21 protein-coding genes are annotated in these 21,924 nt (G+C 67.7%); 14 read left to right on the top strand and 7 right to left on the bottom strand.

Translation table 11 applies throughout. The features are described 5' to 3' along the window. Positions 1-11: 11 nt before the first annotated feature. On the top strand, positions 12-1,529 hold the full coding sequence (locus tag ACIQI8_RS26495) for an aldehyde dehydrogenase family protein (protein WP_402355205.1): 1,518 nt from the start codon (positions 12-14) through the stop codon (positions 1,527-1,529). Positions 1,530-1,614: 85 nt separating this feature from the next. Here the strand turns inward: ACIQI8_RS26495 and ACIQI8_RS26500 are convergent, their stop codons facing one another. The 5 genes from ACIQI8_RS26500 to ACIQI8_RS26520 form a co-directional block, all read right to left on the bottom strand. After that, the gene (locus tag ACIQI8_RS26500) at positions 1,615-2,619 is read right to left on the bottom strand and encodes a LacI family DNA-binding transcriptional regulator (protein ID WP_402355207.1); all 1,005 of its coding nucleotides are present in this window, start codon (positions 2,617-2,619) and stop codon (positions 1,615-1,617) included. An 81-nt stretch (positions 2,620-2,700) separates the two neighbouring features. Beyond that, positions 2,701-3,588 (bottom strand): hypothetical protein, encoded by an 888-nt coding sequence (locus ACIQI8_RS26505; protein WP_402355209.1) that lies wholly within the window; start codon positions 3,586-3,588, stop codon positions 2,701-2,703. A 47-nt stretch (positions 3,589-3,635) separates the two neighbouring features. Further along, positions 3,636-4,658 carry an alcohol dehydrogenase catalytic domain-containing protein gene (locus ACIQI8_RS26510; protein WP_402355211.1) on the bottom strand — a complete coding sequence of 341 codons (1,023 nt, stop codon included), beginning with the start codon at positions 4,656-4,658 and terminating at the stop codon, positions 3,636-3,638. Between the two features lie 13 nt (positions 4,659-4,671). Then, on the bottom strand, positions 4,672-5,217 hold the full coding sequence (locus ACIQI8_RS26515) for a DoxX family protein (RefSeq protein WP_402355213.1): 546 nt from the start codon (positions 5,215-5,217) through the stop codon (positions 4,672-4,674). Then, entirely contained in the window at positions 5,214-6,293 is a 1,080-nt protein-coding gene (locus tag ACIQI8_RS26520; RefSeq protein ID WP_402355215.1) for an LLM class flavin-dependent oxidoreductase, read from the bottom strand. Before ACIQI8_RS26520 ends, ACIQI8_RS26515 begins: the two co-directional genes overlap by 4 nt. Positions 6,294-6,713: 420 nt before the next feature. Between ACIQI8_RS26520 and ACIQI8_RS26525 the strand changes: the two genes are divergently transcribed. The 6 genes from ACIQI8_RS26525 to ACIQI8_RS26550 all read left to right on the top strand — a co-directional run bounded on the left by ACIQI8_RS26525 (position 6,714) and on the right by ACIQI8_RS26550 (position 11,607). After that, entirely contained in the window at positions 6,714-7,712 is a 999-nt protein-coding gene (locus tag ACIQI8_RS26525) for a sugar ABC transporter substrate-binding protein (RefSeq protein ID WP_402355217.1), read from the top strand. 110 nt (positions 7,713-7,822) lie between these two features. Beyond that, a complete protein-coding gene (locus tag ACIQI8_RS26530) occupies positions 7,823-8,803 on the top strand; it encodes an ABC transporter permease (RefSeq protein ID WP_402355220.1) in 981 nt (326 codons plus the stop codon). After that, positions 8,803-9,576 carry an ATP-binding cassette domain-containing protein gene (locus tag ACIQI8_RS26535; protein WP_402355222.1) on the top strand — a complete coding sequence of 258 codons (774 nt, stop codon included), beginning with the start codon at positions 8,803-8,805 and terminating at the stop codon, positions 9,574-9,576. Before ACIQI8_RS26530 ends, ACIQI8_RS26535 begins: the two co-directional genes overlap by 1 nt. A gap of 37 nt (positions 9,577-9,613) precedes the next feature. Beyond that, on the top strand, positions 9,614-10,747 hold the full coding sequence (locus ACIQI8_RS26540; protein ID WP_402355224.1) for an alkene reductase: 1,134 nt from the start codon (positions 9,614-9,616) through the stop codon (positions 10,745-10,747). Between the two features lie 26 nt (positions 10,748-10,773). Continuing rightward, positions 10,774-11,118: an antibiotic biosynthesis monooxygenase family protein gene (locus tag ACIQI8_RS26545; protein ID WP_402355226.1), complete on the top strand. Its 345-nt coding sequence runs from the start codon at positions 10,774-10,776 to the stop codon at positions 11,116-11,118. 165 nt (positions 11,119-11,283) lie between these two features. Then, positions 11,284-11,607: an antibiotic biosynthesis monooxygenase family protein gene (locus tag ACIQI8_RS26550; RefSeq protein ID WP_402355228.1), complete on the top strand. Its 324-nt coding sequence runs from the start codon at positions 11,284-11,286 to the stop codon at positions 11,605-11,607. Positions 11,608-11,714: 107 nt separating this feature from the next. Here ACIQI8_RS26550 and ACIQI8_RS26555 read toward each other — a convergent pair whose 3' ends face one another. Beyond that, a complete protein-coding gene (locus tag ACIQI8_RS26555; protein ID WP_402355230.1) occupies positions 11,715-12,494 on the bottom strand; it encodes an NAD(P)H-dependent oxidoreductase in 780 nt (259 codons plus the stop codon). Positions 12,495-12,652: 158 nt separating this feature from the next. On the opposite strand from ACIQI8_RS26555, the gene ACIQI8_RS26560 reads away from it, so the two are divergent. The 5 genes from ACIQI8_RS26560 (at position 12,653) to ACIQI8_RS26580 (ending at position 18,469) form a co-directional block, all read left to right on the top strand. Then, positions 12,653-13,510, top strand: coding sequence for a helix-turn-helix domain-containing protein (locus tag ACIQI8_RS26560; protein ID WP_402355232.1), 858 nt, complete (start codon positions 12,653-12,655; stop codon positions 13,508-13,510). A gap of 216 nt (positions 13,511-13,726) precedes the next feature. Next, positions 13,727-14,956 (top strand): amino acid ABC transporter substrate-binding protein, encoded by a 1,230-nt coding sequence (locus ACIQI8_RS26565; RefSeq protein WP_402355234.1) that lies wholly within the window; start codon positions 13,727-13,729, stop codon positions 14,954-14,956. Then, entirely contained in the window at positions 14,953-15,837 is an 885-nt protein-coding gene (locus tag ACIQI8_RS26570; protein ID WP_402355236.1) for a branched-chain amino acid ABC transporter permease, read from the top strand. The genes ACIQI8_RS26565 and ACIQI8_RS26570 overlap by 4 nt, the downstream gene beginning before the upstream one ends. Next, on the top strand, positions 15,834-17,678 hold the full coding sequence (locus ACIQI8_RS26575) for an ATP-binding cassette domain-containing protein (protein ID WP_402355238.1): 1,845 nt from the start codon (positions 15,834-15,836) through the stop codon (positions 17,676-17,678). Before ACIQI8_RS26570 ends, ACIQI8_RS26575 begins: the two co-directional genes overlap by 4 nt. Next, complete coding sequence (locus ACIQI8_RS26580; protein WP_402355240.1) at positions 17,678-18,469, top strand: ABC transporter ATP-binding protein; 792 nt, start codon at positions 17,678-17,680, stop codon at positions 18,467-18,469. The genes ACIQI8_RS26575 and ACIQI8_RS26580 overlap by 1 nt, the downstream gene beginning before the upstream one ends. Here ACIQI8_RS26580 and ACIQI8_RS26585 read toward each other — a convergent pair. Continuing rightward, the gene (locus ACIQI8_RS26585) at positions 18,391-19,413 is read right to left on the bottom strand and encodes a LacI family DNA-binding transcriptional regulator (protein ID WP_402355242.1); all 1,023 of its coding nucleotides are present in this window, start codon (positions 19,411-19,413) and stop codon (positions 18,391-18,393) included. The genes ACIQI8_RS26580 and ACIQI8_RS26585 overlap by 79 nt on opposite strands. 263 nt (positions 19,414-19,676) lie before the next feature. Here ACIQI8_RS26585 and ACIQI8_RS26590 point away from each other — a divergent pair, with 263 nt between their 5' ends. Together ACIQI8_RS26590 and ACIQI8_RS26595 are read left to right on the top strand one after the other, a co-directional pair. Beyond that, positions 19,677-20,642, top strand: coding sequence for an NAD(P)-dependent oxidoreductase (locus ACIQI8_RS26590; protein ID WP_402355244.1), 966 nt, complete (start codon positions 19,677-19,679; stop codon positions 20,640-20,642). After that, on the top strand, positions 20,639-21,901 hold the full coding sequence (locus ACIQI8_RS26595) for a M24 family metallopeptidase (RefSeq protein ID WP_402355246.1): 1,263 nt from the start codon (positions 20,639-20,641) through the stop codon (positions 21,899-21,901). Before ACIQI8_RS26590 ends, ACIQI8_RS26595 begins: the two co-directional genes overlap by 4 nt. Positions 21,902-21,924 lie beyond the last annotated feature (23 nt).

The raw sequence follows: 21,924 nt of genomic DNA on the forward strand, positions 1-21,924 counted from the left end.
GAGCCTGTCGTATGTCGATATTCGCCGAAGCCAAGTCCTCCGCGACCGGCGGTGAGACCGCCGTCTGGGGTGCCTTCATCGACGGGCGTTTCGTCGTGCCCCCGCGAGCCAAGACCTTCGAGGTGCGCGAGCCGGCCACCGACGAAGTCATCGCCTCCGTCGTCGAGGCGGACGACGATCTGGTGGAGCAGGCGGTGGCGAGCGCCCGCAGGGCCTATGAAGATGTCTGGAGGCATCTCAGCCCGCGAGAGCGAACCGGCTATCTCCGCGCCGTCGCCGACGCGATTCGCGACCACGCCGACGAACTGAGTGAACTGGAGAGCCGGGAAGTCGGCAAACCCCGACGTGATGCCCTTCGCTTCGACATCTCGTTCTGCAGCTCAGGCTTCGACTATTTCGCCGGACTGACCGAGACCCTGCACGGTGAGTTGCTCGACCAGGGGCCCATCGAGACACGGGTCCTGTACGAGCCCTACGGCGTGGTCGCCGCGATCCTTCCCTTCAACTGGCCGCCGATCCACTTCACCAAGAAGCTGGCGCCTCTCCTCGCGGCGGGCAACACCGGGGTGGTGAAGCCGGGGGAGCAGGCACCACTGACCGTCCTTCGTCTCACGGAGATCGTGAACCAGGTCCTGCCGGAGGGCGTCGTCAACGCTGTTGCCGGCCGCCCCGCCGGCGCCGCCCTGGCAGGACATCCGACAGTGGAACGGATCACCTTCACCGGTGCCACCGCGACCGGCAGGGCCGTCCTGAAGTCGGCGGCCGAGAACGTCACTTACGCCACCATGGAACTGGGCGGCAAGAACGCGCTGATCGTGCTCGACGACGCCGACATGGACGTCGCCGTGGCCGTGGCCACCGAGGGCATGTTCTACAACCAGGGCGAGGCATGCACCTCGACAGCGCGCATTCTCGTCCACCGGTCCCGTGCCGACGAGTTCGTCGAGCGGTTCTCCGATGCCACCCGATCTCTGAAGGTCGGTGACGGGCTGGATCCCGAGACGGACATCGGCCCCATGGTGGACCGGACACAGCAGGAAAAGGTGCTGGCCCACCTCCAGTCCGCGTTGGACGAAGGAGCGACAGTCCAGGCGCAGGGTGCCATCCCCACGGACTCCCGGCTCGCCAAGGGCTACTGGGTGGCGCCGACGCTGCTGACCGGAGTCACCCCCGAGATGCGCGTCGCGCGCGAAGAGATCTTCGGACCGATCGCCTGCGTGATGACCTACGACGACATCGACACCGCGATCGACATCGCGAACTCGACTCCGTACGGCCTGACCGCGGCACTGATCACGCCGGATCACTTCAAGGCGGCCCAGCTCGCCGGCCGGCTCGACGCGGGCATGATCTTCGTGAACAACTACATGCGCCGTGCCTTCCTCGGCTCGCCGTTCGGAGGTATCAAGGGCAGCGGTTTCGGACGTGAGAACTGGGCCGAGACGCTGAAGGAGTTCGTCCGCGCCAAGACCGTCAGGTTCCCCTCGGGCCGCGGCGAGATCCCGGGCTGGCCGCCGCCGAAGGACTGAGCCCGCCAAGACTCATCCGCACGTCGGGGCGGGCCGCACTCGGACCGACAGGCGGCCGCGCCCTGACCTGTGCCCGAACGCGACGCTACGCGCGCGGTGGTGCCGTCGAGCCGCCAGGGCCGAGCGACACGGGCAGGACGATCGCTCGGGCCAACAGATCCGGGTTCGCGATCTTGTCGAGCAGGAGCGTGGCGGCTTCCGCCCCGATCCGGTGGTGCGGTACGACCACTGAAGTCAGGGGAGGAGCCAGCTTGTTGAGGAAGGGCATCCCGTTGAACCCGACGACGCTGATGTCGTCCGGGCAGGAGATGCCGCGCTCGCCGAAGACGTCGTAGCAGCCGAGGGCGAGAAGGTCGTTGCCGGCCACGACGGCGGTGAACTCGGTGCCGGAATCCAGCAGTTCCCGCAGAGCCTCGGCGCCGGCGTCCTCGTACCAGGCACGGCAGTGGCGGACCAGGGCCGGATCGTCGCTGAGCCCCCTCTCCCGGACGGCGCCCGCGAAGGAACGAGCCCTGACCAGTCCGGTGGACGTCGTGGACGGGCCCGCGAGATGAGCGATGCGGGTATGACCGAGCTCGGCGAGATGCCGCACGGCCATGTCGATGCCCGCCGCGTCGTCGGGGACCACCGTCGGGACGTCCAGACCCTCGGTCCGGCGGTTCACCATGACCATCCGCGCGCCGCTCAGGGCGAGTTCGCTCATCAGGGGATGATCCAGCAACGCCGTGGCGATGATGAGCCCTTCCACCTGCCGGGACTGCAACGACTCGACCAGTGACCGTTCCCGATGGGAGTCATTGTCGGTGTTGACCAAGAACCCGCTGAACCCCGCGGGCTCGAGCACCTCTTCAATACCCCGCACGATGGGCGGAAAAAGCGGGTTGGTCAGATCGGGAATGACGATTCCGACGGTCCCCGTCTTCGACGTCTTCAAAGAACGCGCTATCGGGTTCATCCGGTAGCCGAGGGACTCCGCCGCGCGCAGGACACGACGGGCTGTCGTCTTGTTGACCAAATCCCGTGTCTCGGGATTGAGGGCTCGCGAAACCGTCGCCGGATGGACGCCGGCGGCGTCTGCGACCTGTCGCATTGTGGGTCCACCCATGGTGGGCGATCCTAGCCTAGGTCGCGAGACGTCGCGAAGGTGCTCGCCGGCGCCGGACCCGGCACGTCAGGCCACAAGACCGGAGCTCGATGCGAGTGCGTCGCTGGCGTCCTGGACGGAAGACGGCAGATAGCGCTTCCGCAGTTGAATGAGGGTATTCAGGGATCGGGCATCCAGCACGCCGCCGCCGACAAGTCCTTCGGACGGATTCCTCAGTCTGTCCACGTAGCGCGCGGGCAGGTCGCCGGTCAGTCCGAGGACTCGCGACGCCGAGTCCGCCGCCTCCGTGCTGAGTTCGCCGGCCAGCACGTCGTCGATCGTCGCGACGAGCACGCGGGACAGGTCTCGTACACGCGGGAGTCTGCTCTCGCCCTCGACGGCGAGCACAGTGCCCAGGTAGGGCGACAGCCGCTCCGACACCCGGGCGACGCACCGGCATCCGGCCGCCTCCGCCTTGAGTTCGTTGCCTGCGTTGAGCATCGTCGCCCGGCACTCCGCGTTCAGCAGGGCCCCCAGCCGCTTCGGTGTCGACCCCAGGGCCACCACGTCCATGTCCTCACGCCGGACGCCGAACTCCTCGGCCAACGCGTACAGCGCCAGTGCGAAACCCGAGTCCGGCACATCGACACCGACGCGACCGGTACGCAGAACATCGGCCGTGCAATCCGGTGCGACGTACAGACCGAGCCCCAGACCCCGGTCGATGGCCGACACGATCCGCGCGTCCACGAGCCTGCCCAGTCGGTTGCCGGGGTCGAACCGGTACGCCAGGACGTTGTCGGGGCTCGTCAGCACAGCGTCCAGGTCGCGCTCGACGAGCGACTTGAACTGCTTGGCAGACGAGGCCACCGGTACCTCGGTGACGTCCAGGTCCGCGTCCGCGAGCCGGCCGGTGGCGCGGGCGATGTCGAGCAGAACCGAGGGGGTGAACGTGCCGAGGACCAGATGCTCCACGCGCTTGTCTCCTTACATGGGGGTGGGTCGTGAGCCAGAGCGGAGGTTCACCACACCAGAGCGGCGCGTCCGATCAACGAACCCTCGCGCACCTGGGCAAGAGTCTGTGCGACGTCGTCGACGGAGACAGTGCGGCTGACCACGGGGCGTACGCGTCCGGACCTGACGAGTTCCGCGGCCAACCCCTGCTCGAAGCGGGAGTTGTACCGGGAACCCAGGATCGCGAGCTGGCGTTGGACCAGCTCTCTGGAGGTGACGTCGAACTGCTGGTCGCGGAAGGTCGTGAGACAGACCAGAGACCCGCAGGCGGACAGATGCTCGATCGCCCAGCGCTGCGCCGGCCGGCGGCCGTAGAGATCGACGATGACGTCCGCCTGGCCACCCCACGACCTGGGCAGCTCCAAGCTCCCGAAGTCCGAGGAGTCCATCGAGATGATCTCGAACTCCCGCTCCAGGTACTCCAATTTGGCAGGCACCACGTCCAGGCCGACCACATCCGCGCCGAAGGACTGTGCGACCTGCACCATGTGGACGCCCACGCCGCCGCCGGCGGCGAGCACCACCACCCGTGACCCCGGCCCCATCCCTGACCGTCTGGCGACATGCACCGGGGTCGCGATCGCGTCGGGAATGGTGGTGGCGAGTGCCGGCTCCACCTCGTCCGGCACGGCGATGGCGTTGAGCGCGGGGAGAACGGCCCATTCGGCGAAGCCGCCGTCGATGGCGACCCCGACGTTGCCGCGGAACCGAAGACACAGCGAGTCCCGCTCCCGGAGGCAGTTCGAGCACTCGCCGCAGATGAGATAGAAGTACGCGCCGATGCGCTCCCCGATCCGTCCGGCGTCCACTCCCGTGCCGACGTCCTCGATGACGCCGACGAACTCGTGCCCGGGGGTCAGCGGCAAGTAGGAGGCATCGTCCCCGAGTTGCCCCTGCATGCAGTTGAGGACCGTGAGGCCGATACCGCATGCTTCGACCCGCACCAGCACCTGGCCCTCGGCGGGTTTCGGTCTGGGTACGTCGGTCAGTCGCAGGGCCCCGCCCCACGAAGCGATCTGCAGTGCTTTCATCTACGGCCCTTCCTCATGGCCGGGGCCTTTGGGCCGCGACCGACCCGGCGGTCTCTGTCGGAGCGTGGGAGCCGCGGTCGCGGCTGGCGACGATCCCCAGCCCGGAGACGATGCCCAGGCCGACGGCTCCGGCGCCGAGCCAGTCGGGACCCCCGACCGCCCACGCGTGGTCGAGGCTCCAACGGCCCGCGCCGACGAGCCCGATGGCGACCACACCGGCCAGCAGCGCGAGTTCGAACTCGAAGCCGTGCTTGCGATGGTCGAGCCCGTTGCGGACGTGCACGGCCACGATGTTCGTCAGCACACCGCCGAGCATGGTGACACCGAGCGGAGTCAGCAGCCCCGACGCCAGCGACAACGACCCGCCGATCTCGGTCAGACCGGCGACGACGGCCATGGCGCGCGGCGGACGGAATCCCTGGCTCGCGAAGAAGCGGGTGGCGCCGTCGAGCCCTTGGCCGTCCCACCACCCGAACAGCTTCTGCGTCCCGTGAAAGAACATGATCAGCGCGACCGCCAACCGCAGGACGAGCATGCCCGCGTCTGCCGAGGTTGTCATCGTGGGGCCGACCCGTTGGCCTGGAACTGCGGCAGGACCTCGGTCAGGAACCGGTCCAGCGTCTCCCCGGACTCCTCGGGCGTCTGGTATCCGAAGTCCGACAGGACCGACAGGTGACGGAGCCCGACAGCCTCGTACTCGGCCATCTGCCGTGCGACGGTCTCGGCCGTGCCGACCAGCATGGCCCGCTTGAGGAACTCGTCCGGATGCTGGGGCGACACCGTGACGACCGTCTTCATGTACTGGCCGGCCTCGGGGTTCGGGATCTTGTTGAAGTTGCGGCGCTGCCGCTCGCCCATCTCCACCATCAGATGCCTCGCGAAGTCCTCGGCCTCCTTGTCGGTGTCGCGGATGATGATCTGCTTCTGGCACAAACTCCAGTCGAGCCGGTGCTGGATGTAGGGATCGTCGTAACCCGCGTCGACGAGCGCCTGCGTGTAGAGCTTCAGCCGCTGCTGGATCTCCGCAACCTCGTCCCGTGCGGTGAACAGGAACCAGCCCTTGCTGCCGGCCCAGACGGCGCTGGAGTCGGTGCTGGTGGCCCGCGCGAACTGGACACCACCGGACCGGTACGGCGCGGGCATGATCCGGGTGAGCAGTGTTCCGCTCTCGCGGGCACCGTGCCATTCGTAGGCGTGGCCGTCGTCGGACTTGGCGAGTGCCGTCTCCAGGACGTCGAGGTTGGTCATCATCTCCTCGACGCGCCCGGCGGGGTCGACCCCGAGTCCGGCGTACTCCACGGGGGAGCCGCCCGGCCCGAAGCCGATGACGCAGTTGCCCTTGGTGAGGTTGTCCAGCAGCGTGCAGGACTGGGCGAGGCGCAGCGGGTTGTGCAGCGGCGGCACCGCGACGCCGATGAAGAACATCGTCCCGGGCGGCGTGAGAGCGGCCAGATGGGAACTCATCATGAAGTTGTTGCCGTAGGTGTTGTAACCCGAGAAGTGGTGCTCGGTCAGGAGCAGTCCCTGCACTCCCGCCCGCGTCGCCTTGATCGCCTGCTCGATCGTCCTGTCGATGATCGCGGCGTCCTCGTCGGCTCCGCGCGTCTGCGGGTTGAGATAGATCGAAAAGCGCATGCGGTGCACAGCCCTTCCTGCGATGGGGCGCCGGGCCGGCGTCTCACCGACCTGGTCGCACAACCTTCGCAATGGATTGCAGTCCCAACGTGGGGCTTTTTTACCCTCCGGTCAACCCCCCGGTCAAGGTTGCGGCAGAGGTCGGCTGCGGGTGACCGCATACCGGGCATGCGGTGGAAAGCGGCATTTGGCGGAGGTCCGAGGCTTCTTCTCAGGAAGTCGACAGCGCTGGCGTCACCGGAAAACTTCGGTCGGACCCGTCCGTTCCCTTGACAGGGGCGGGGGCGATGAGGAGATGCTCTGACTGCAATCGGTTGCCGTCGCGGGAGCTGACTCGACCGGGTCTCAACGACCAGCACCACGCGGTGCGAGGGACTTGCCACGACCGGTAGGTGACCACATCGAGGAGGAACACCTCACATGACATCGAGCCGCGCTCTGCCCATCCTGGCCGTGTCCCTGGCGCTGTCCTCGTCGGTTCTCGCGGCCTGCGCACCGGCCTCGTCCGACAACTCGTCGGCGCAGGCGTCCGGTCGGTCCGCGGGCGGGGGACAGGGCGGAATCAGGATCGGGTTCTCACCCCTGACACTCGACTTCACGTCGTTGCAGGACTACGCGAACGGACTCAAGGCGGTCGCCGCGAAGGCGGGGGACACCGTCACGGTCGCCGACCCCAAACTCAACGTGCAGACCCAGGTCACCCAGCTGCAGCAGTGGATCAGTCTCAAGCAGGTCGACACGATCATCGTGATTCCCGCGTCACCGGAGTCAGTGGCGGCGCTGATCCCGCAGGCACAGCGCGCCGGCATCGGACTGATCATCAAGGCGTCGCCGCAGGACGTCGGTGTCCCGGGCCCCCTGCCCGGTGTGTCCTTCGACGTCACCGACAACGGGAAGTACGGCGCCGCCATCGGTGACCTGCTCAAGCAGTGCATCGACAGCCGGCTCGGCGGCGCCGCGGGCCAGGTCGTCTATCTCAAGGACCCCCGTGGGCAGACCTCCGACGTCCGCACGGACAAGGCCGTTCAGGCGACGGTCGCGACGGCCCACGGCCACATCGTCCAGACGCTCGCACCACCGAGCCAGATCGAGGCTCAGCGGTCGGTCGCCAGCGCCTTGCAGAGGTCACCCGGCGCCAACGCGGTGGTCGCGACCAATGACTACAACTCGCTCGGAGCCGCGGCGGCGTTCCAGGCCGCGGGCAAGAACCCCGCGAAGGCCTGCATCGTCGGAGGCGCGAGCGGCGCGGATGCCCTGGCAGCCATCAAGGCCGGCACGGTGTACGGCGGCGTGGCCTTCGACTACTCGAAGAACATCGACGACCTCGTACCCGCACTCGAGCGGATGGCCGCGAATCCCAAGGCCAACGGCGTGCGGACGAGCATGCCGCTGAAGGTCTACACGGGGGCGACACTGTGACCGCGGCTCCCGAGTCGCCTACGTCGGACTCGGACACGTCCCCTGACTCCGAGACGCCTCCGGACGACCGGCGGGGACCGCGGATCGACGGTCGGCAACTCGCTCTGGGGATGCGCTCACGCGGCGTCGTGATCATGTGGCTGTTCCTCGTCCTGTTCTTCTGGGCGTGGGCGGGCTCGGTGTTCTTCTCGCTGGAGAACGCCAGACTGGTCGCCAACGCGGCCGCGACCACTGCCCTGTTCGGCGGCGCGGTGGCCGTCTGCCTGCTGGCCGGCCACCTCGACCTCTCGGTGCCGGGCACGGCCACCCTCGGGGGCATGACGGCCGCACTGCTCATCCGCGACGGCACACCGGTCGCCCTGGCGCTGGCGGCGGCGGTCCTGATCGGCGCGCTCACCGGTGTGGTAAACGCGGGACTGGTGGAGGCCGGCCTGAACCCGCTCGCGGTGACCGTCGGCATGCTGGCCGTGCTGGCGGGCATCGCGAGCATCATCTCGGACAGCCAGTCGGTCCCGCTCGGGACTCCCTCACAGTTGGCCTGGCTGGGCCTGGACCGGTACGGGAGCATTCCTGCTCCGGTCCTGGTGGTCGTGGCGGTCTTCGTCATCTACTGGTTCGTTCTGTCCAAGACCTACATCGGTGCCCGCCTCTACGCGGTCGGCGGCAATCCCGACGGCGCTCGACGCGCCGGCCTCCGCGCTCCGATGTACCGCCTCCTGGGCTTCGTCCTGTCAGGCATGCTGTCGGCCGTCGGCGGGGTGACGGTGGTCGCGACCATCAACCAGGCGAACCCGACTCCGGACACCGGTCAGTTGTTCCAGGCCATGACGGCGGTGGCCCTCGCGGGAATCTCGTTCGGCGGTGGTCGCGGGCAGTTCCTTCGCGTCGCGGTGGGGGCGCTCATCATCGCCACGGTCAGCAGCGGACTGATCATCCGCGGCGTCGCTCCGGCCTGGGCCACCTTCGCCACGGGCGCCCTGCTGATCGCCGGCCTGGCTTTCGACAAAGGCACCGCCCGGTTGGTCACGACGTTGACCTCGGCGTCCGAGGCGGCAAAGAGCCGTCGGCTCCGAAGGAAGGAGGTGGGCTGATGTTCGAACTCCGAGACATCGACATGAATTTCGGCGCCGTCCACGCACTTCGATCCGTGAGCCTCACGGTCCGGCCCGGCGAGGTCGTGGGACTGCTGGGAGACAACGGTGCGGGGAAGTCGACCCTGTTGGCCATCATGGCCGGAGCGCTCAGGCCGACCGGCGGTGCCATCTCCGTGGACGGACACCGCGTCGAGTTCCACGGGCCCAGGGGAGCCGAACAGGCGGGAGTGCAGATCGCCTACCAGGACCTGGCGCTGTTCGACGTGGCGGACATCGCCACGAACATCCTCATCGGCCGAGAGCCGCGCAGGTCGGGCCCGGCCGGCTGGTTGGGCATGCTCGACCGCAAGAAGATGCGGCGCATGGCGCAGGAGCAGATCGCCGCGCTGGAGGTCTCCAACCTCCACACCGTGACCAAGCCGGTCGAAGCGCTCTCCGGCGGGCAACGGCAGGCCGTGGCCCTTGCGCGGGTGGCGGTCCGGCTCAAGACCGACGACGCGCGAGTCCTCCTGCTGGACGAACCCACCGCGGCGCTCGGCTATCAACAGTCGCGGCAGGTCGAGCGATTCATCGAGCGGGTCGCCGCCGACGGTGTCGCCGTCGTCCTCGTCACCCATGACCTGCCGCTCTGCTTCGAGGTCGCGCATCGCATGATCGTCCTCAACCGAGGAAGCAAGGTCGCGGACGTGCCGCGCGACCAGGTCGACCGCGACGGAGTCGTCGGGTGGATCACCGGTTCCCGCCCGCCACAGCACACCCCGGCGCCCTAGCGATCGTCATGGAATCTCCCAGTACGAGGAGTCAGATGTGACTTCCGCCTTCGACCCGATCGAGCTGTTCGGACGTACGTTGCCGAACCGGATCGTCATGGCGCCCATGAGCCGGGCCCGCGCCGACGCGGTCACAGGCCGAGTCGGCGCCTCGACCGCCCTTTACTATCGACAGCGGGCATCCGCCGGGTTCATCGTCAGCGAGGCGATCTTCCCGTCCGAGGCGGCACGGGGCCAGCCGTCGGCCCCTGGCCTGTACGACGACGACCAGATCGGCCCCTGGCGGGCCGTCACCGAAGCCGCTCACCACGAAGATGGCGTGATCGTCGGCCAGTTGATGCACACCGGGCGCATCGGCCACCCCGCCAACCTGGCCGACGGCCTGCCGCCGCAGGCGCCCTCCCGGGTGCGGGCCGATCACCAAGTGGTCACCCCGCAGGGGCTGCAGGCGTGCGTCGAGCCCCGTGCGATGACCGGCCGAGAGATCGAGCACACGATCGACGCGTACGCGAAGGCTGCCCGGCGCATGGTGGAAGCCGGCTTCGACGGACTCGAGATCCACGCCGCCAACGGGTACTTGGCGCATCAGTTCCTCTCGTCGCACACGAACCACCGTGAGGACAGATGGGGCGGCACGGTATCGAATCGCATTCGCTTCGTGACGGAACTGGTCGAGGCCGTCAGTGAAGTCTTCGGAGCACGTCGAGTCGGCGTGCAGATCTCGCCCGGCAACGACTTCAACGACATGCGTGACCCGGAGGCCGACCTCGTCTACCCGGCGCTGGTGACGGAACTGAACAGGGCGGACATCGCCTACCTCGCCGTTTCGGAAGCCCCTGACAACACGCTGGTCGCGGAATTGCGTCGGCAATGGGCGGGCCCGTTTCTGCTGAACCCCCGCACGGGTCCGCGGTGTACGAGCGAGGAGGATCTCGCGATCGTCGAGCGCGGCGAGGCTGATCTGATTTCCATCGGGCGAATGTTCATCGCGAATCCCGACCTGCCTCGCAGGCTCGCACAGGGCGGCCCCTTCAACGCTCTTCGCCCCGAGGGCTTCTACGGCGGTACGGACGAGGGGTACGTGGACTATCCAGCGCTGCCTTTGCAGCCCAGTTCATCGGGCAGCGTTGAGCAGTCCGCCGCGCAGGCAAGAAGTATTGACCTCAGGTGAAGCAGCGACCACGAGAGGGGCCGAACATGTCGGACCAGGAACACCTCGGCGAAGCCAACTACATCTATATCAATGGCTTCGAAGTACCGGTGGGCAGGGATGAGCAGTTCTTCGCCGCCTGGAAAAAGATCGACGACTATATGGTCGTCAAGCCTGGATACCGCTGGAACCGTCTCCACAAGTCGCTCGACGACAAAGCGGCTCTGCGGTACATCAACGTCGTGGGCTGGGACTCCGTCGAGGAGTTCGAGGCGGCGCACGATGCCGGCTTCCATGAGCTGCGCAGGTCGCTCCAGGAAGGAGCGTTCCACTCGACTCCCGCCCTGTACCGGGTCGACAGGGCGTCGGACGCCGAGCCGGACGCGAACTGAAGCAGGCCCGGGAGACGGAGTGTCGAGCGGCGCGCACTCCGCCGGTGGGCCGGGCGGAGACCTGCTCGACGAATGCGCCACGAAAAGACTCGGCGGCGAAGCCGGAAAGCCATCCATGTGACCGACCCCCGCATCCACCAGCTCCACAGAACGAGGAGAGCAACCATGGAACTCGCCAATTTCGTCTTCATCAACTGCTTCGAGGTCCCTGTGGGGCGAGAAGACGCCTTCTACGAACTCTGGGACGAGATCGACGAGTTCATGATCAAGCAGCCCGGATTCAAGTACAAGAGGCTGCACAAGTCGATCGACGACAACGCCACACTGCGCTTCGTGAACATCGTCGGCTGGGACTCGATCGAGCAGTTCGACGCCGCCCATGTCGACGAGTTCCGGGCCATGTGGTCACGGCCCGGTTGGAGCGAGTTCGCCGCTCGCCCCTCGCTCTACACCATCGTCCAGGCCAACGAAGGAAATGCCGGCGAGTGACGGACAGACTCAGTACACGGTGACGGGGAGGGCGTGCCAGAACATCGAATCGCCGAACAGATCACGGTAGTTGGCGAACCGGGAGACGCTCGGCGCCGATACGGCGGTCAGCCGCCCACGTGCAGACCGAAACCACTACGGCCCGCCGGCTCCAGCCCCTCCCGCAGACTCAGTGAGGGGATCTCGTAGTCACCGAAGTTCTGTCGGCGGAACGCGATCGGCTCTGTCGACTCCAGTGTGAGCAGGCGCTGTTCCCACTCCTTGGCGACGGCCGCGTAGTCCTCGCCGGTCATCCGGTCGGTGCCGTACAGCACGAACGGCGGCAGGACCTCGATGCCCGGGTAGTACAGGATGCCGTGCTGGATCGGGAACAGCAGATCGTCGATCGGGCCGTTGATACCGCGCGCGGAGTAGTGCGACTCGGGCCCACCGGCGGTCACCGACAGCAGTGCCCTCCTGCCCGCGAGAGTGCCCTCACCGAAGCGCTCCCCGTACTTGGTGTCGCTGTGCTCGCCGACGCCGTACGCGAAGTGGTAGGTGAACACCCGGTCCACCCAGCCCTTGAGGATCGCGGGCATCGTGTACCACCACAGGGGGAACTGGAAGATGATCGTGTCGGCCCACAGCAGCTTCTCCTGCTCGGCGCGGACGTCGGCGGTGAGCGTTCCGGCGTCGAAGGCCCGGCCCGAGTCCAGCGCGACCTTCAGCGGTTGGGAAGCCGCGGGGCCGTAGTCGGCCGCGTCGACGACGGCCTTCCAGTCCATCGCGTACAGATCGCTCACGCGCACCTCGTGCCCGGCGGACTCCAGTGTGGACACCGCGAGATCCTTCAGTGAGCCGTTGAGCGACCTCGGCTCCGGGTGGGCGTGGACGATCAGTGTCTTCATGGCAACTCCCAAGGAATCATCGGCGATCCGGTTGGACCGGTGCCTCCGATCCTGGGCGCCGCGGTGCCCCGCGTTCAGGGGCGCCGCTTCCGTCGGACCGGACTTCCTGGTAACGGCAGGACCACCTTCGCGGGGCACCGCGCGGCCATACTGGACGTATGGACGATCTCGCGGGCTTCCTGCGGACCCGGCGCTCCCGGGTCGACCCGGCGACTGTCGGCGTTCCCACCGACAGCCGGCGCAGAGTTCAGGGGCTCCGCCGTGAGGAGGTCGCGCACCTGTCCGGAGTCAGCGTCGACTACTACGTGCGACTGGAGCAGGGCCGTGCGACCCAGCCTTCGGAGCAGGTCCTCGACGCGCTCGCCGGGGTTCTCGGCCTCGACGCGACGGAACGGGGGCATCTGTACCGGCTCGCGCGGCAACGTCGCCGCCGCGCGAACGTGCCGGGCGGACGGGTCAGGCCGGAGCTCCTGCGCGTCCTCGAACTCGTCGGCGACGCACCCGCCCTGATCATGGATCACCGCCTGGACGTGCTCGCAGGCAACCGGCTGGCCAAGCTCCTCTACGGGCGTCCGGTCCCGGGCCTGAACACCGCGCGGCACATCTTTCTCGCGGAGGCCGAGCGAGGGCTCTACGCGGACTGGGAGTCGTGCACCCTCGACGTGGTCGGGCACCTGCGCCTGGCGGCAGGCAAGTACCCGGACGACCCTCGACTGGCCTCGCTCGTCGGGGAGTTGGCGATGGGCAGCGAGCGTTTCCGCCGACTTTGGGCCCGTGCGGACGTGCGGGCCCGTACGCACGGACGCAAGGCGTATCGGCATCCGTTGGTCGGGCTGCTGGAACTGCACCAGGAGAACTTCTCACTGCCTGATGAATCGGGCATGGAGCTGCTGGTGCTGTCCGCCGCTGACGGCAGTCCGTCCGCGGACGGACTGCGGCTGCTCGCGGGTCTGGACACGGACAGTCATGCCCCGCACTTGCCGGCGGGCTCTCTCGGCGTCACCGCCTCGGACTGAGGACGGCCGCGCCCGGTCGGATCGGCGTTGAGCGTTCTTGCGTGCATTCGTTTGCATCCGAGTCCGGAACTGATGACCTCGGCCGGTAGGTGAGCGGTGAGCGCGGGCTCTTCTGTGTGCTGCGGCAGCGAATTTCGTCCTGGTTCTTGACGGAGTGAGCCCTTGTTCATGACACTGCGCGGAACCGCAATCGATTGCGGCCGGTAAGGAGGCACCATGCCAACCAGCCCACAGCGTCGTCGGCTCACAGCCGTGACCGCTGCCAGCATCCTGCTTCTCACCGCCGCCGGGTGCGGCAGCGGAAGCGGCAACTCGACGAGCGGGCCCGTCAAGATCGGCGCATCCCTGCCGCTGACCGGCGAGTTCTCGCAGCCCGGCCAAGCCGCGAGGCGCGGCTACGAGGTCTGGGCCAAGGCGATCAACGCGAAGGGCGGCCTGCTGGGTCGCCGGGTTCAACTGGTCATCAAGGACGACGCGTCCAACCAGAACTCCATCGTCGCCGACTACAACGCCCTCATCAGCCAGGACCGGGTGGATCTGCTGCTGGGCACGTTCTCCTCCCTGCTGAACCTGCCGGCCTCCGCCGTCGCGGAGCGCAATCGCATGCTCTACGTCGAGCCGGCCGGCGGCTCGCCCGAGATGTTCAGCCGGGGATTCAAGTACCTGTTCTTCAGCCAGCAGACCACCGCCGACAAGCAGGGCGCCGCATTCGCCGACTGGATCGCGAAACTGCCCGCGGCACAACGGCCGAGGACGGCCGCCTACCCGAGCATCGACGACCCCTTCGCCGTACCGACCGTCCAGGGTGTGCGGAAGATCCTGGAGAAGGCCGGCATCAGGACCGTCTACCGGCAGACCTACGCCATCGACACCAAGAACTTCGACACCATCGTCAGCAGGATGAAGGCGGCCGCTCCCGACCTCGTCGTCAGCGGAGCCCAGTTCGAGGACGGCGTGGGACTGACACGCTCGATGGAGAAGGCGGACTTCACTCCCAAGTGGCTGTTCCAGACCAATGCGCCCACCTTGGGCAGTCAATACGCGAAGGCCGTGGGCACCGGCACCACTGAGGGCGTCCTGTTCCCCGTGAGCCACGCGGCGCAGGCCAGGACTCCGGGCAACCAGTCGTTCGTCGACGCGTACCGCACTCAGTACAAGGACAGCCCGCCCGAGGACGCGGCCGACGCCTACGCCGCGGCCCAGACACTGCAGTCCGCGGTGGAAGCCGTCGGCACCGTCTCCGACCAGACCAAGATGGCCGACTGGCTGCGCGCGAACAAGGTGCAGACCGTCCTGGGCCCGCTCGGCTGGAAGGCCGACGGCAGCCCGACGGGCTCCTTCATGACCGGGCAGTGGCAGAACGGGCAGGTACAGATCGTCCTCCCGGCCGGCGTCGCCACCACCCGGACCATCGTCCAGGGCTGGAAGCCCGGAGGCACAGGATGACCGACCTCCTCCAGAACCTGATCCTCGGTCTTCTCCTCAGCGGCGTCTACGCTCTGGCGGCGGCCGGCCTCACCCTGATCTTCGGCGTCATGCGGGTCATCAACATCGCGCACGGCGCCTTCCTGATCCTCTCGGCGTACATCACCTACACCCTCTGGGACTCGCTGGGGATCGACCCTCTGCTGTCGATCCTCATCACCACACCGGTCGTCTTCGCCCTGGGCTGGCTCGTCCACCGCACCGTCGTGTCCCCGCTGCGGGACGCGCCGATGTCCTCCACGGTCCTGCTCACCTTCGGTCTCGCGCTGGTGCTCGAAGCGGCCATGGGAGCGCTGTGGGGCAACGACTCCACCGCCATCCGCCCCGCCTACGCCGACCAGTCGTTCTTCCTCTCGGGCGTCTTCATCCCCAAGGCCCAGCTGTACGGCGGCATCGTGGCCGTCCTCGTTCTCGCCTCGCTGTGGTTGGTGCTGACCAGGACATGGTTGGGCCGGTCCATTCGCGCGGCGGCCGTCAATCCCTCCGGCGCGCAGCTGGTCGGCATCAAGGTCGCGACGGTCGGGTCCCTCGTCTTCGCTCTCGGGATCTCTGCAGCGGCGGCGGGCGGCGCCCTGGTGGGAATCATGTACCCGTTCGTGCCGGGCGCTCATTACCAGTGGATCGCCAGGCTGCTGGCGGTCGTCGTCCTGGGCGGCTTGGGCAGTATGGGCGGTGCGATTCTCGGCGCCCTGGCCTTCGGCGTGGCCGAGACGTTCACCTCGGCCTACATCTCGCCCTCCTGGGCGACGGCCGTGCCCTATCTCATCGTCTTCGCCGTACTGCTGCTGCGGCCCCAGGGCCTGCTCGGCTCCCGACTGCGTGAGGATGCGGTGGCGGCATGAACCTCGTTCTTCGACGTCTGTCGACACCCGAAGGGCTCGGACGCCTTCTCGCGGTCGCCGCCGGAGCGGCCCTGCTGGTCTATCCCCTGGTCTCGCAGGACGCCTACTACCAGAACATGATCATCCTGTCCCTGGTCTTCGCCGTCGGCGCCGGGGGACTCAACATCATCACCGGCCTGGCCGGCTATGTCTCCCTGGGGCAGGGCGCGTTCGTCGGTATCGGCGGATACACCATCGGTATCCTCTCCGCCCACGTGGACGGCGTCTCGGCCTGGTGGTGGATCCCCGCCGCCGGAGTGGTCACCGCACTGGTCGCCGTACTGCTCGGGCTGGTCTCGCTGCGCTCCAGCGGCCCCTCCTTCGTCATCATCACGGTCGCCTTTCTCTTCCTCACCCAGGTCATCGCGATCAACTGGACGGGACTCACCAACGGCACGGCCGGACTCACCCTCCCGCTGCCGTCATGGAGTCGCGACATCATCAACCTGCCCTTCTACTACGCGCTGCTGGGCATCCTCGGACTTCAGCTCGTCATGACCTGGTGGGTGCGGCGGACCAAGTTCGGCATGGGGCTCGTCGCCGTCCGCGAGGACGAGACCAAGGCCGCCACCATCGGCATCGCACTGCCTGCCCACAAGATGCTCGCCTTCGTCGCCAGCAGCGTCTTCGTCGGTATGGCGGGTGCCGTGTACGGCTACTACCTCACCTTCATCGACCCGCGGGGCATGTTCAGCATCCTCATCAGCGTGCAGATCGTGCTCTCTCTGCTCATCGGCGGCAAGGCCACGCTGTGGGGGCCTGTCATCGGCGCCTTCCTGATCGAACCGCTCAACGAGTACGCGAACAACAGCCTGGGCGGCGGCAACACCAGGCTCTTCCTCTTCGGCGGTCTGCTGATGGCCGTCGTCATCCTGCTGCCCAACGGTGTGGTTCCCGCGGTGGAAGGCCTGCTGCGCCGGCGTCGGGCCAGCGGCGCGCCCGCTCCGGTCGGCAGCCGGATCAGCCCGGGATCCTCCCTTGCCGCACTGGCCTCGTACACGGATCGCCCGACCGTCCCGAAACCGGGCGCCGACGAGGCGACGCCCCTGCTCGTGGTGAGTGGCCTGCGGAAGAACTTCGGGGGTGTCGCCGCGGTCGACGACTGCTCGTTCAGCGTGCCCGAAGGCTCGATCACCGGACTGATCGGCCCGAACGGCTCCGGCAAGACGACCGTGTTCAATCTGATCGACGACACGATCTCGGCCGACGCGGGAACGATCACCTTCGCCGGCCGGCGGATCGAGACGCTCCCCTCCTGGGATCGCGCTCACCTGGGCCTGGGCCGGACGTTCCAGATCACCCGCCTCTTCGGCGAGATGACGGTCCTGGAGAACGTGGTCGCCGCGCAACGGGACTTCTCGTGGCGGCACTTGGGGCGCATCGCCGTCAGCGGACCGGAGGCCGCGGCGGCGGACGAACTGCTCGAGTTCGTGGGAATGCGCGGCTACCGCGACCGGAAGGCCGCCGAACTGTCCTACGGGCAGCGGAAGATGGTCGAGTTGGCCCAGATCCTGATGCTCGACCCGAAACTCGTTCTTCTCGACGAGCCGGCGGGCGGGATCAACCCCGTCCTCATCGAACGAATGGGCCAGATGATCCGGGACCTCAACTCGTACGGCAAGACCTTTCTCATAGTCGAGCACAACATGCCCTTCATGCTCGACCTCTGCGATCCGATCCACGTGCTCGCCGGCGGTTCGGTGATGGCCAGCGGTGTACCGGCGGCCATCAAGGCAGACCCCAAGGTCATCGACGCCTACCTCGGTGACGACTTCCAAGTGGATCAGGAGGTGGTCCGGTAATGCTCGAGATCAGCAATTTGATCGCCGGGTACGGGGGAGGCGACGTTCTCCAGGGCGTGCACCTCTCCGTGGAGAAGGGAGCGATCGCCTGCATCGTCGGCCCGAACGGCGCGGGCAAATCCACCGTGCTCAAGGCCGTCAGCGGACTGCTCACCCCACGCGTCGGCGAGATCCGCCTCGACGGAGAGCGCATCGAACGGTGCGACCCGGCGGACATCCTCCGCCGCGGCGTGTCCCAGGTGCCCCAGACGAACGCGCTCTTCCCCAATCTCACGGTCCGGGAGAACGTGCTGCTCGGTGCTTACACGATCCGCCGCGACCGCAGGCTGGTCCGCACGAGGTACGAGCGCGCGTGCGAGATATTCCCGCTGGTGACCGAGCGCGCCGAGGACAAGGCCGGGAACCTCTCGGGCGGCCAGCGCAGAGCCGTGGAGTTCGCCCGGTCCCTCATGCTGGATCCCGCCTTGCTGCTCCTGGACGAGCCATCGGTGGGACTCGACCCGAAGTCGCTGCAGACCCTTTTCCGATCAGTCCTGCTCCTGCGGGAACTGGGCAAGACGATCCTCGTCGTCGAACAGAACGTCCGGTTCGGAATGCGGATGGCCACCGACGGAATCGTGATGGAGAGCGGGAAAGTCGTCATCCAGCGGCCCGCGCAGGCGCTCATCGACGACCCCGACATCGCGGAGATGTATTTCGGTGGGGCCGTGACTCAGCCCCCGGCCGGAGCTCGCGTGGAGTCCCGCACGACGAGTGAGGTCGGCAGGAGGACCGAACGGGACGGCCGATGAGGATCGTCGATCGCCTCCAGAAGCATCCGAGCGGCTTCCGCGCCGATCCGGTGGTGGGGAATGGCGATCGTGGTCAGGGGCGGACCGAGCTTGTCGAGGAAGGGCATGCCGTTGAACCCGATGACGCTGACGTCGTCGGGGCACGACAGGCCCCGCCCTCTGAGGGCGTCATATGTGCCCAGCGCGAGCAGGTCGTTGCCCGCCACCACCGCGGTGAACTCCGTACCGGAACTCCAGGCGGCGCGGACCGCCCGGGCGCCGTCCTCCTCGGACCAGAAGGCGCAGGGCGCGACGAGCGCGGGGTCCTCGTCGAGTTCGAGTTCGCGGACGGTGTCGCGAAAGGCGCGCACGCGGGTGATGCCGGTGGAGGTGGTGGCCGGTCCGGCGACATGGAGGATGCGTCGGTGACCGAGCCGGGCGAGGTGGCCGACAGCGGTTCGGATGCCGGCGGCGTCGTCCGGTGTGACGGCCGAAACGTCGAGGTGCTCCGTCCTGCGGTTGACGAGCACGATCTTGACCCCCTGAGCGTGCAGTTCGGTGAGCAGAGGGTGATCGAGTCTCGCGGTGGCGATGATGAGGCCGTCGACCTGGCGGGAGAGAAGGGAGTCGATCTGCGCCTTCTCCCGCTGCGGGTCGTTGTCCGTGTTGACGATCAGGCCGCTGTACCCGGCGGGCGTCAGGGTGTCCTCGATGCCGCGCACGATCGGCGGGAACAGCGGGTTGGTCAGGTCGGGCAGTACCACTCCGATCGTGAGCGACCTGGCGGTCTTGAGGCTGCGGGCGATCGGGTTGGGTGTGTAGCCGAGAGACTTGGCCGCACGGCTCACCCGGCGTGCAGTGTTGGCGTTGACCATCGACCTCGTCTTGGGATTGAGCGCTCTGGAGGCCGTGGCGGTATGGACGCCGGCGGCCTGGGCCACGTCCCGAAGTGTCGGTTTCTGCACGGTGCAATCGTAGAACCGTCGTCCGGGCTTCCAGGATGGACGTGTGCGTCGAGTCGTCCTCCGGACGCATGCAGTCGATTGCAGGAGATCAAACGTTCTCGCGGCAAGGTGTGTCGTTCGCACGATGAAGCCCCGTGGTCCTGGGCTTGTGTCATGGGGCTTGACGACTCGATGTGACCTGGAAGATGCTTGCATTCGTTTGCAGTGACTGGTCGGTCTCTGTAAACGGCACTTTGATTGCAATCGATTGTGATGGAGGTTCCATGAGCAACGTATCGACTCCACTGCCGAACCTGCGGCTCGGGTGGATCGGGGCCGGCCGGATGGGAGCCGCCATGGCGGCGCGGCTCGGGGACGCCGGTGCCTCGGTGGCGGTGTGGAACCGCACTCGGCACAAGGCCGAGGCCATCTCCGCCCGCGGGTGCACGGTCGCGGACACGATCGCCGAACTGCGCGGCCTGGACGTCGTGTTCACCATGGTGTCCACCCCCGCGGACCTGGAAGAGGTCCTGCTGGGCGACGGCGGCCTGCTGGCGGATCCGGCCAGTGTGCCGGGGGCGGTGGTGGACTGCTCGACCGTCTCGACGGCTTCGTCGCAGGAGATGCGCGCCGCCTGCGAGGAGCGCGGCGTCTCCTTTCTCGCGGCGCCGGTGAGCGGCAACGCCAAGGTGGTCCGCGCGGGAGAACTGAGCCTGGTGGCATCGGGCCCACGCGAGCTCTACGAGCGGGTGGAGCCGTTTCTCGGGCGCATCGGCCGATCGGTGACGTACGCGGGCGAAGGTGATGTGGCCCGGCTGGTGAAGATCTGCCACAACCTCTTCCTCGGCGTGGTCACCCAGTCCCTCGCCGAGATCACCGTCCTGGCGGAGAAGGGAGGCGTCACCCGCGCGGCCTTCCTCGACTTCCTCAACAACAGCGTCCTGGGATCGCCGTTCACCCGCTACAAGGCACCCGCCTTCGTGAACCTCGACTACACGCCGACCTTCACCCCCGTCCTCCTGCGCAAGGACTTCGACCTCGGCCTCGCCGCCGCCAGGGAACTCGACGTGCCCATGCCCCTGGCCGCCGCGACCGCCCAGCTCGTCCAGGCCAGTGTCAGCAGCGGCCGGGTGGAGGAGGACTTCGCCATCCTCCTTGACCTCCAGGCCCACAACTCCGCGCTCAAGCTCAGCCCCGAGAACGCGACACTCGACGACGGCCTCGGGGCCGCTGACCAGGGCGCGCAGTGACCGCGCTCGGCGCCGTGACCGCGGGGACGCCCATGGCGGCTCCCGGCCACATGGCAGTGGACTACGAACAGCGGGTCGACTTCGACCGGCTGCGGACCTATCGGCTGGCTCGGGCCAAGGCCTCCCTCGACGCGAGCGACTGCGGGGCCTTCCTGCTCTTCGACTTCTACAACATCCGGTACGTGACCCAGACCTGGATCGGCGGCGCGCTCGGGGACAAGATGACCCGCTACGCGTTGCTGACCCGTGAGGGCGAGCCGAAGCTGTGGGACTTCGGGTCGGCGGCCAGGCATCACCGCCTGTACGCGCCATGGCTGGCCCCCGAGGACTGCCGTGCGGGCATGCTGGGTCTGCGGGGTGCCATCGCCCCCACCGCCGGGCTGATGGAGTCGGCCGTCCGTGAGCTCAAAGGGCTGCTCCAGGAAGCCGGTGTCGCCGACGCCCCGATCGGGGTCGACATCGTGGAGCCCCCGTTCCTCTTCGAGATGCAGCGGCAGGGCCTGCGGGTCGTGGACGCCCAGCAATTGATGCTCGACGCGCGACAGATCAAGTCCCGGGACGAAATAACCCTGTTGACCCAGGCGGCGGCGATGGTGGACGGCGTCTACCAGGACATCGTCGACGTACTGAAGCCCGGAATCCGTGAGAACGAGATCGTGGCGCTGGCGAACAAGCGGCTCTACGAGATGGGTTCCGACCAGGTCGAGGCCGTCAACGCGGTCTCCGGCGAGCGCTGCAACCCGCATCCCCACAACTTCTCCGACCGGCTGATACGGCCGGGGGACCAGGCCTTCTTCGACATCATCCACTCCTACAACGGCTACCGGACCTGCTACTACCGCACGTTCGGTGTCGGCAGCGCGACCCCTGCCCAGCGCGACGCCTACGCCAAGGCCCGGCAGTGGATGGACGCCGCCATCGCCGCGGTCAAACCGGGGGCCGGCACCGACGAGGTCGCGGCTGTCTGGCCCAGGGCCGAGGAGTTCGGGTTCGAGAGCGAAATGGCCGCCTTCGGCCTCCAGTTCGGCCACGGCCTCGGGCTCGGTCTGCACGAACGACCCATCATCTCCCGCCTGAACAGCATGCGTGAGCCGGTCGAGCTGCAGGTGGGCATGGTCTTCGCCCTGGAGACCTACTGCCCGGCGAGCGACGGATTCTCGGCGGCACGGATCGAGGAGGAGGTCGTGGTCACCGAGGACGGGCCGCGCGTCCTCACCCTCTTTCCCGCTCAGGACCTCGTCGTCGCCAACGCGTACTGACACCCCTCGCGAAAGGTGACACC

This window comes from Streptomyces sp. NPDC092369 (assembly GCF_044755245.1).
GTDB lineage: Bacteria > Actinomycetota > Actinomycetes > Streptomycetales > Streptomycetaceae > Streptomyces.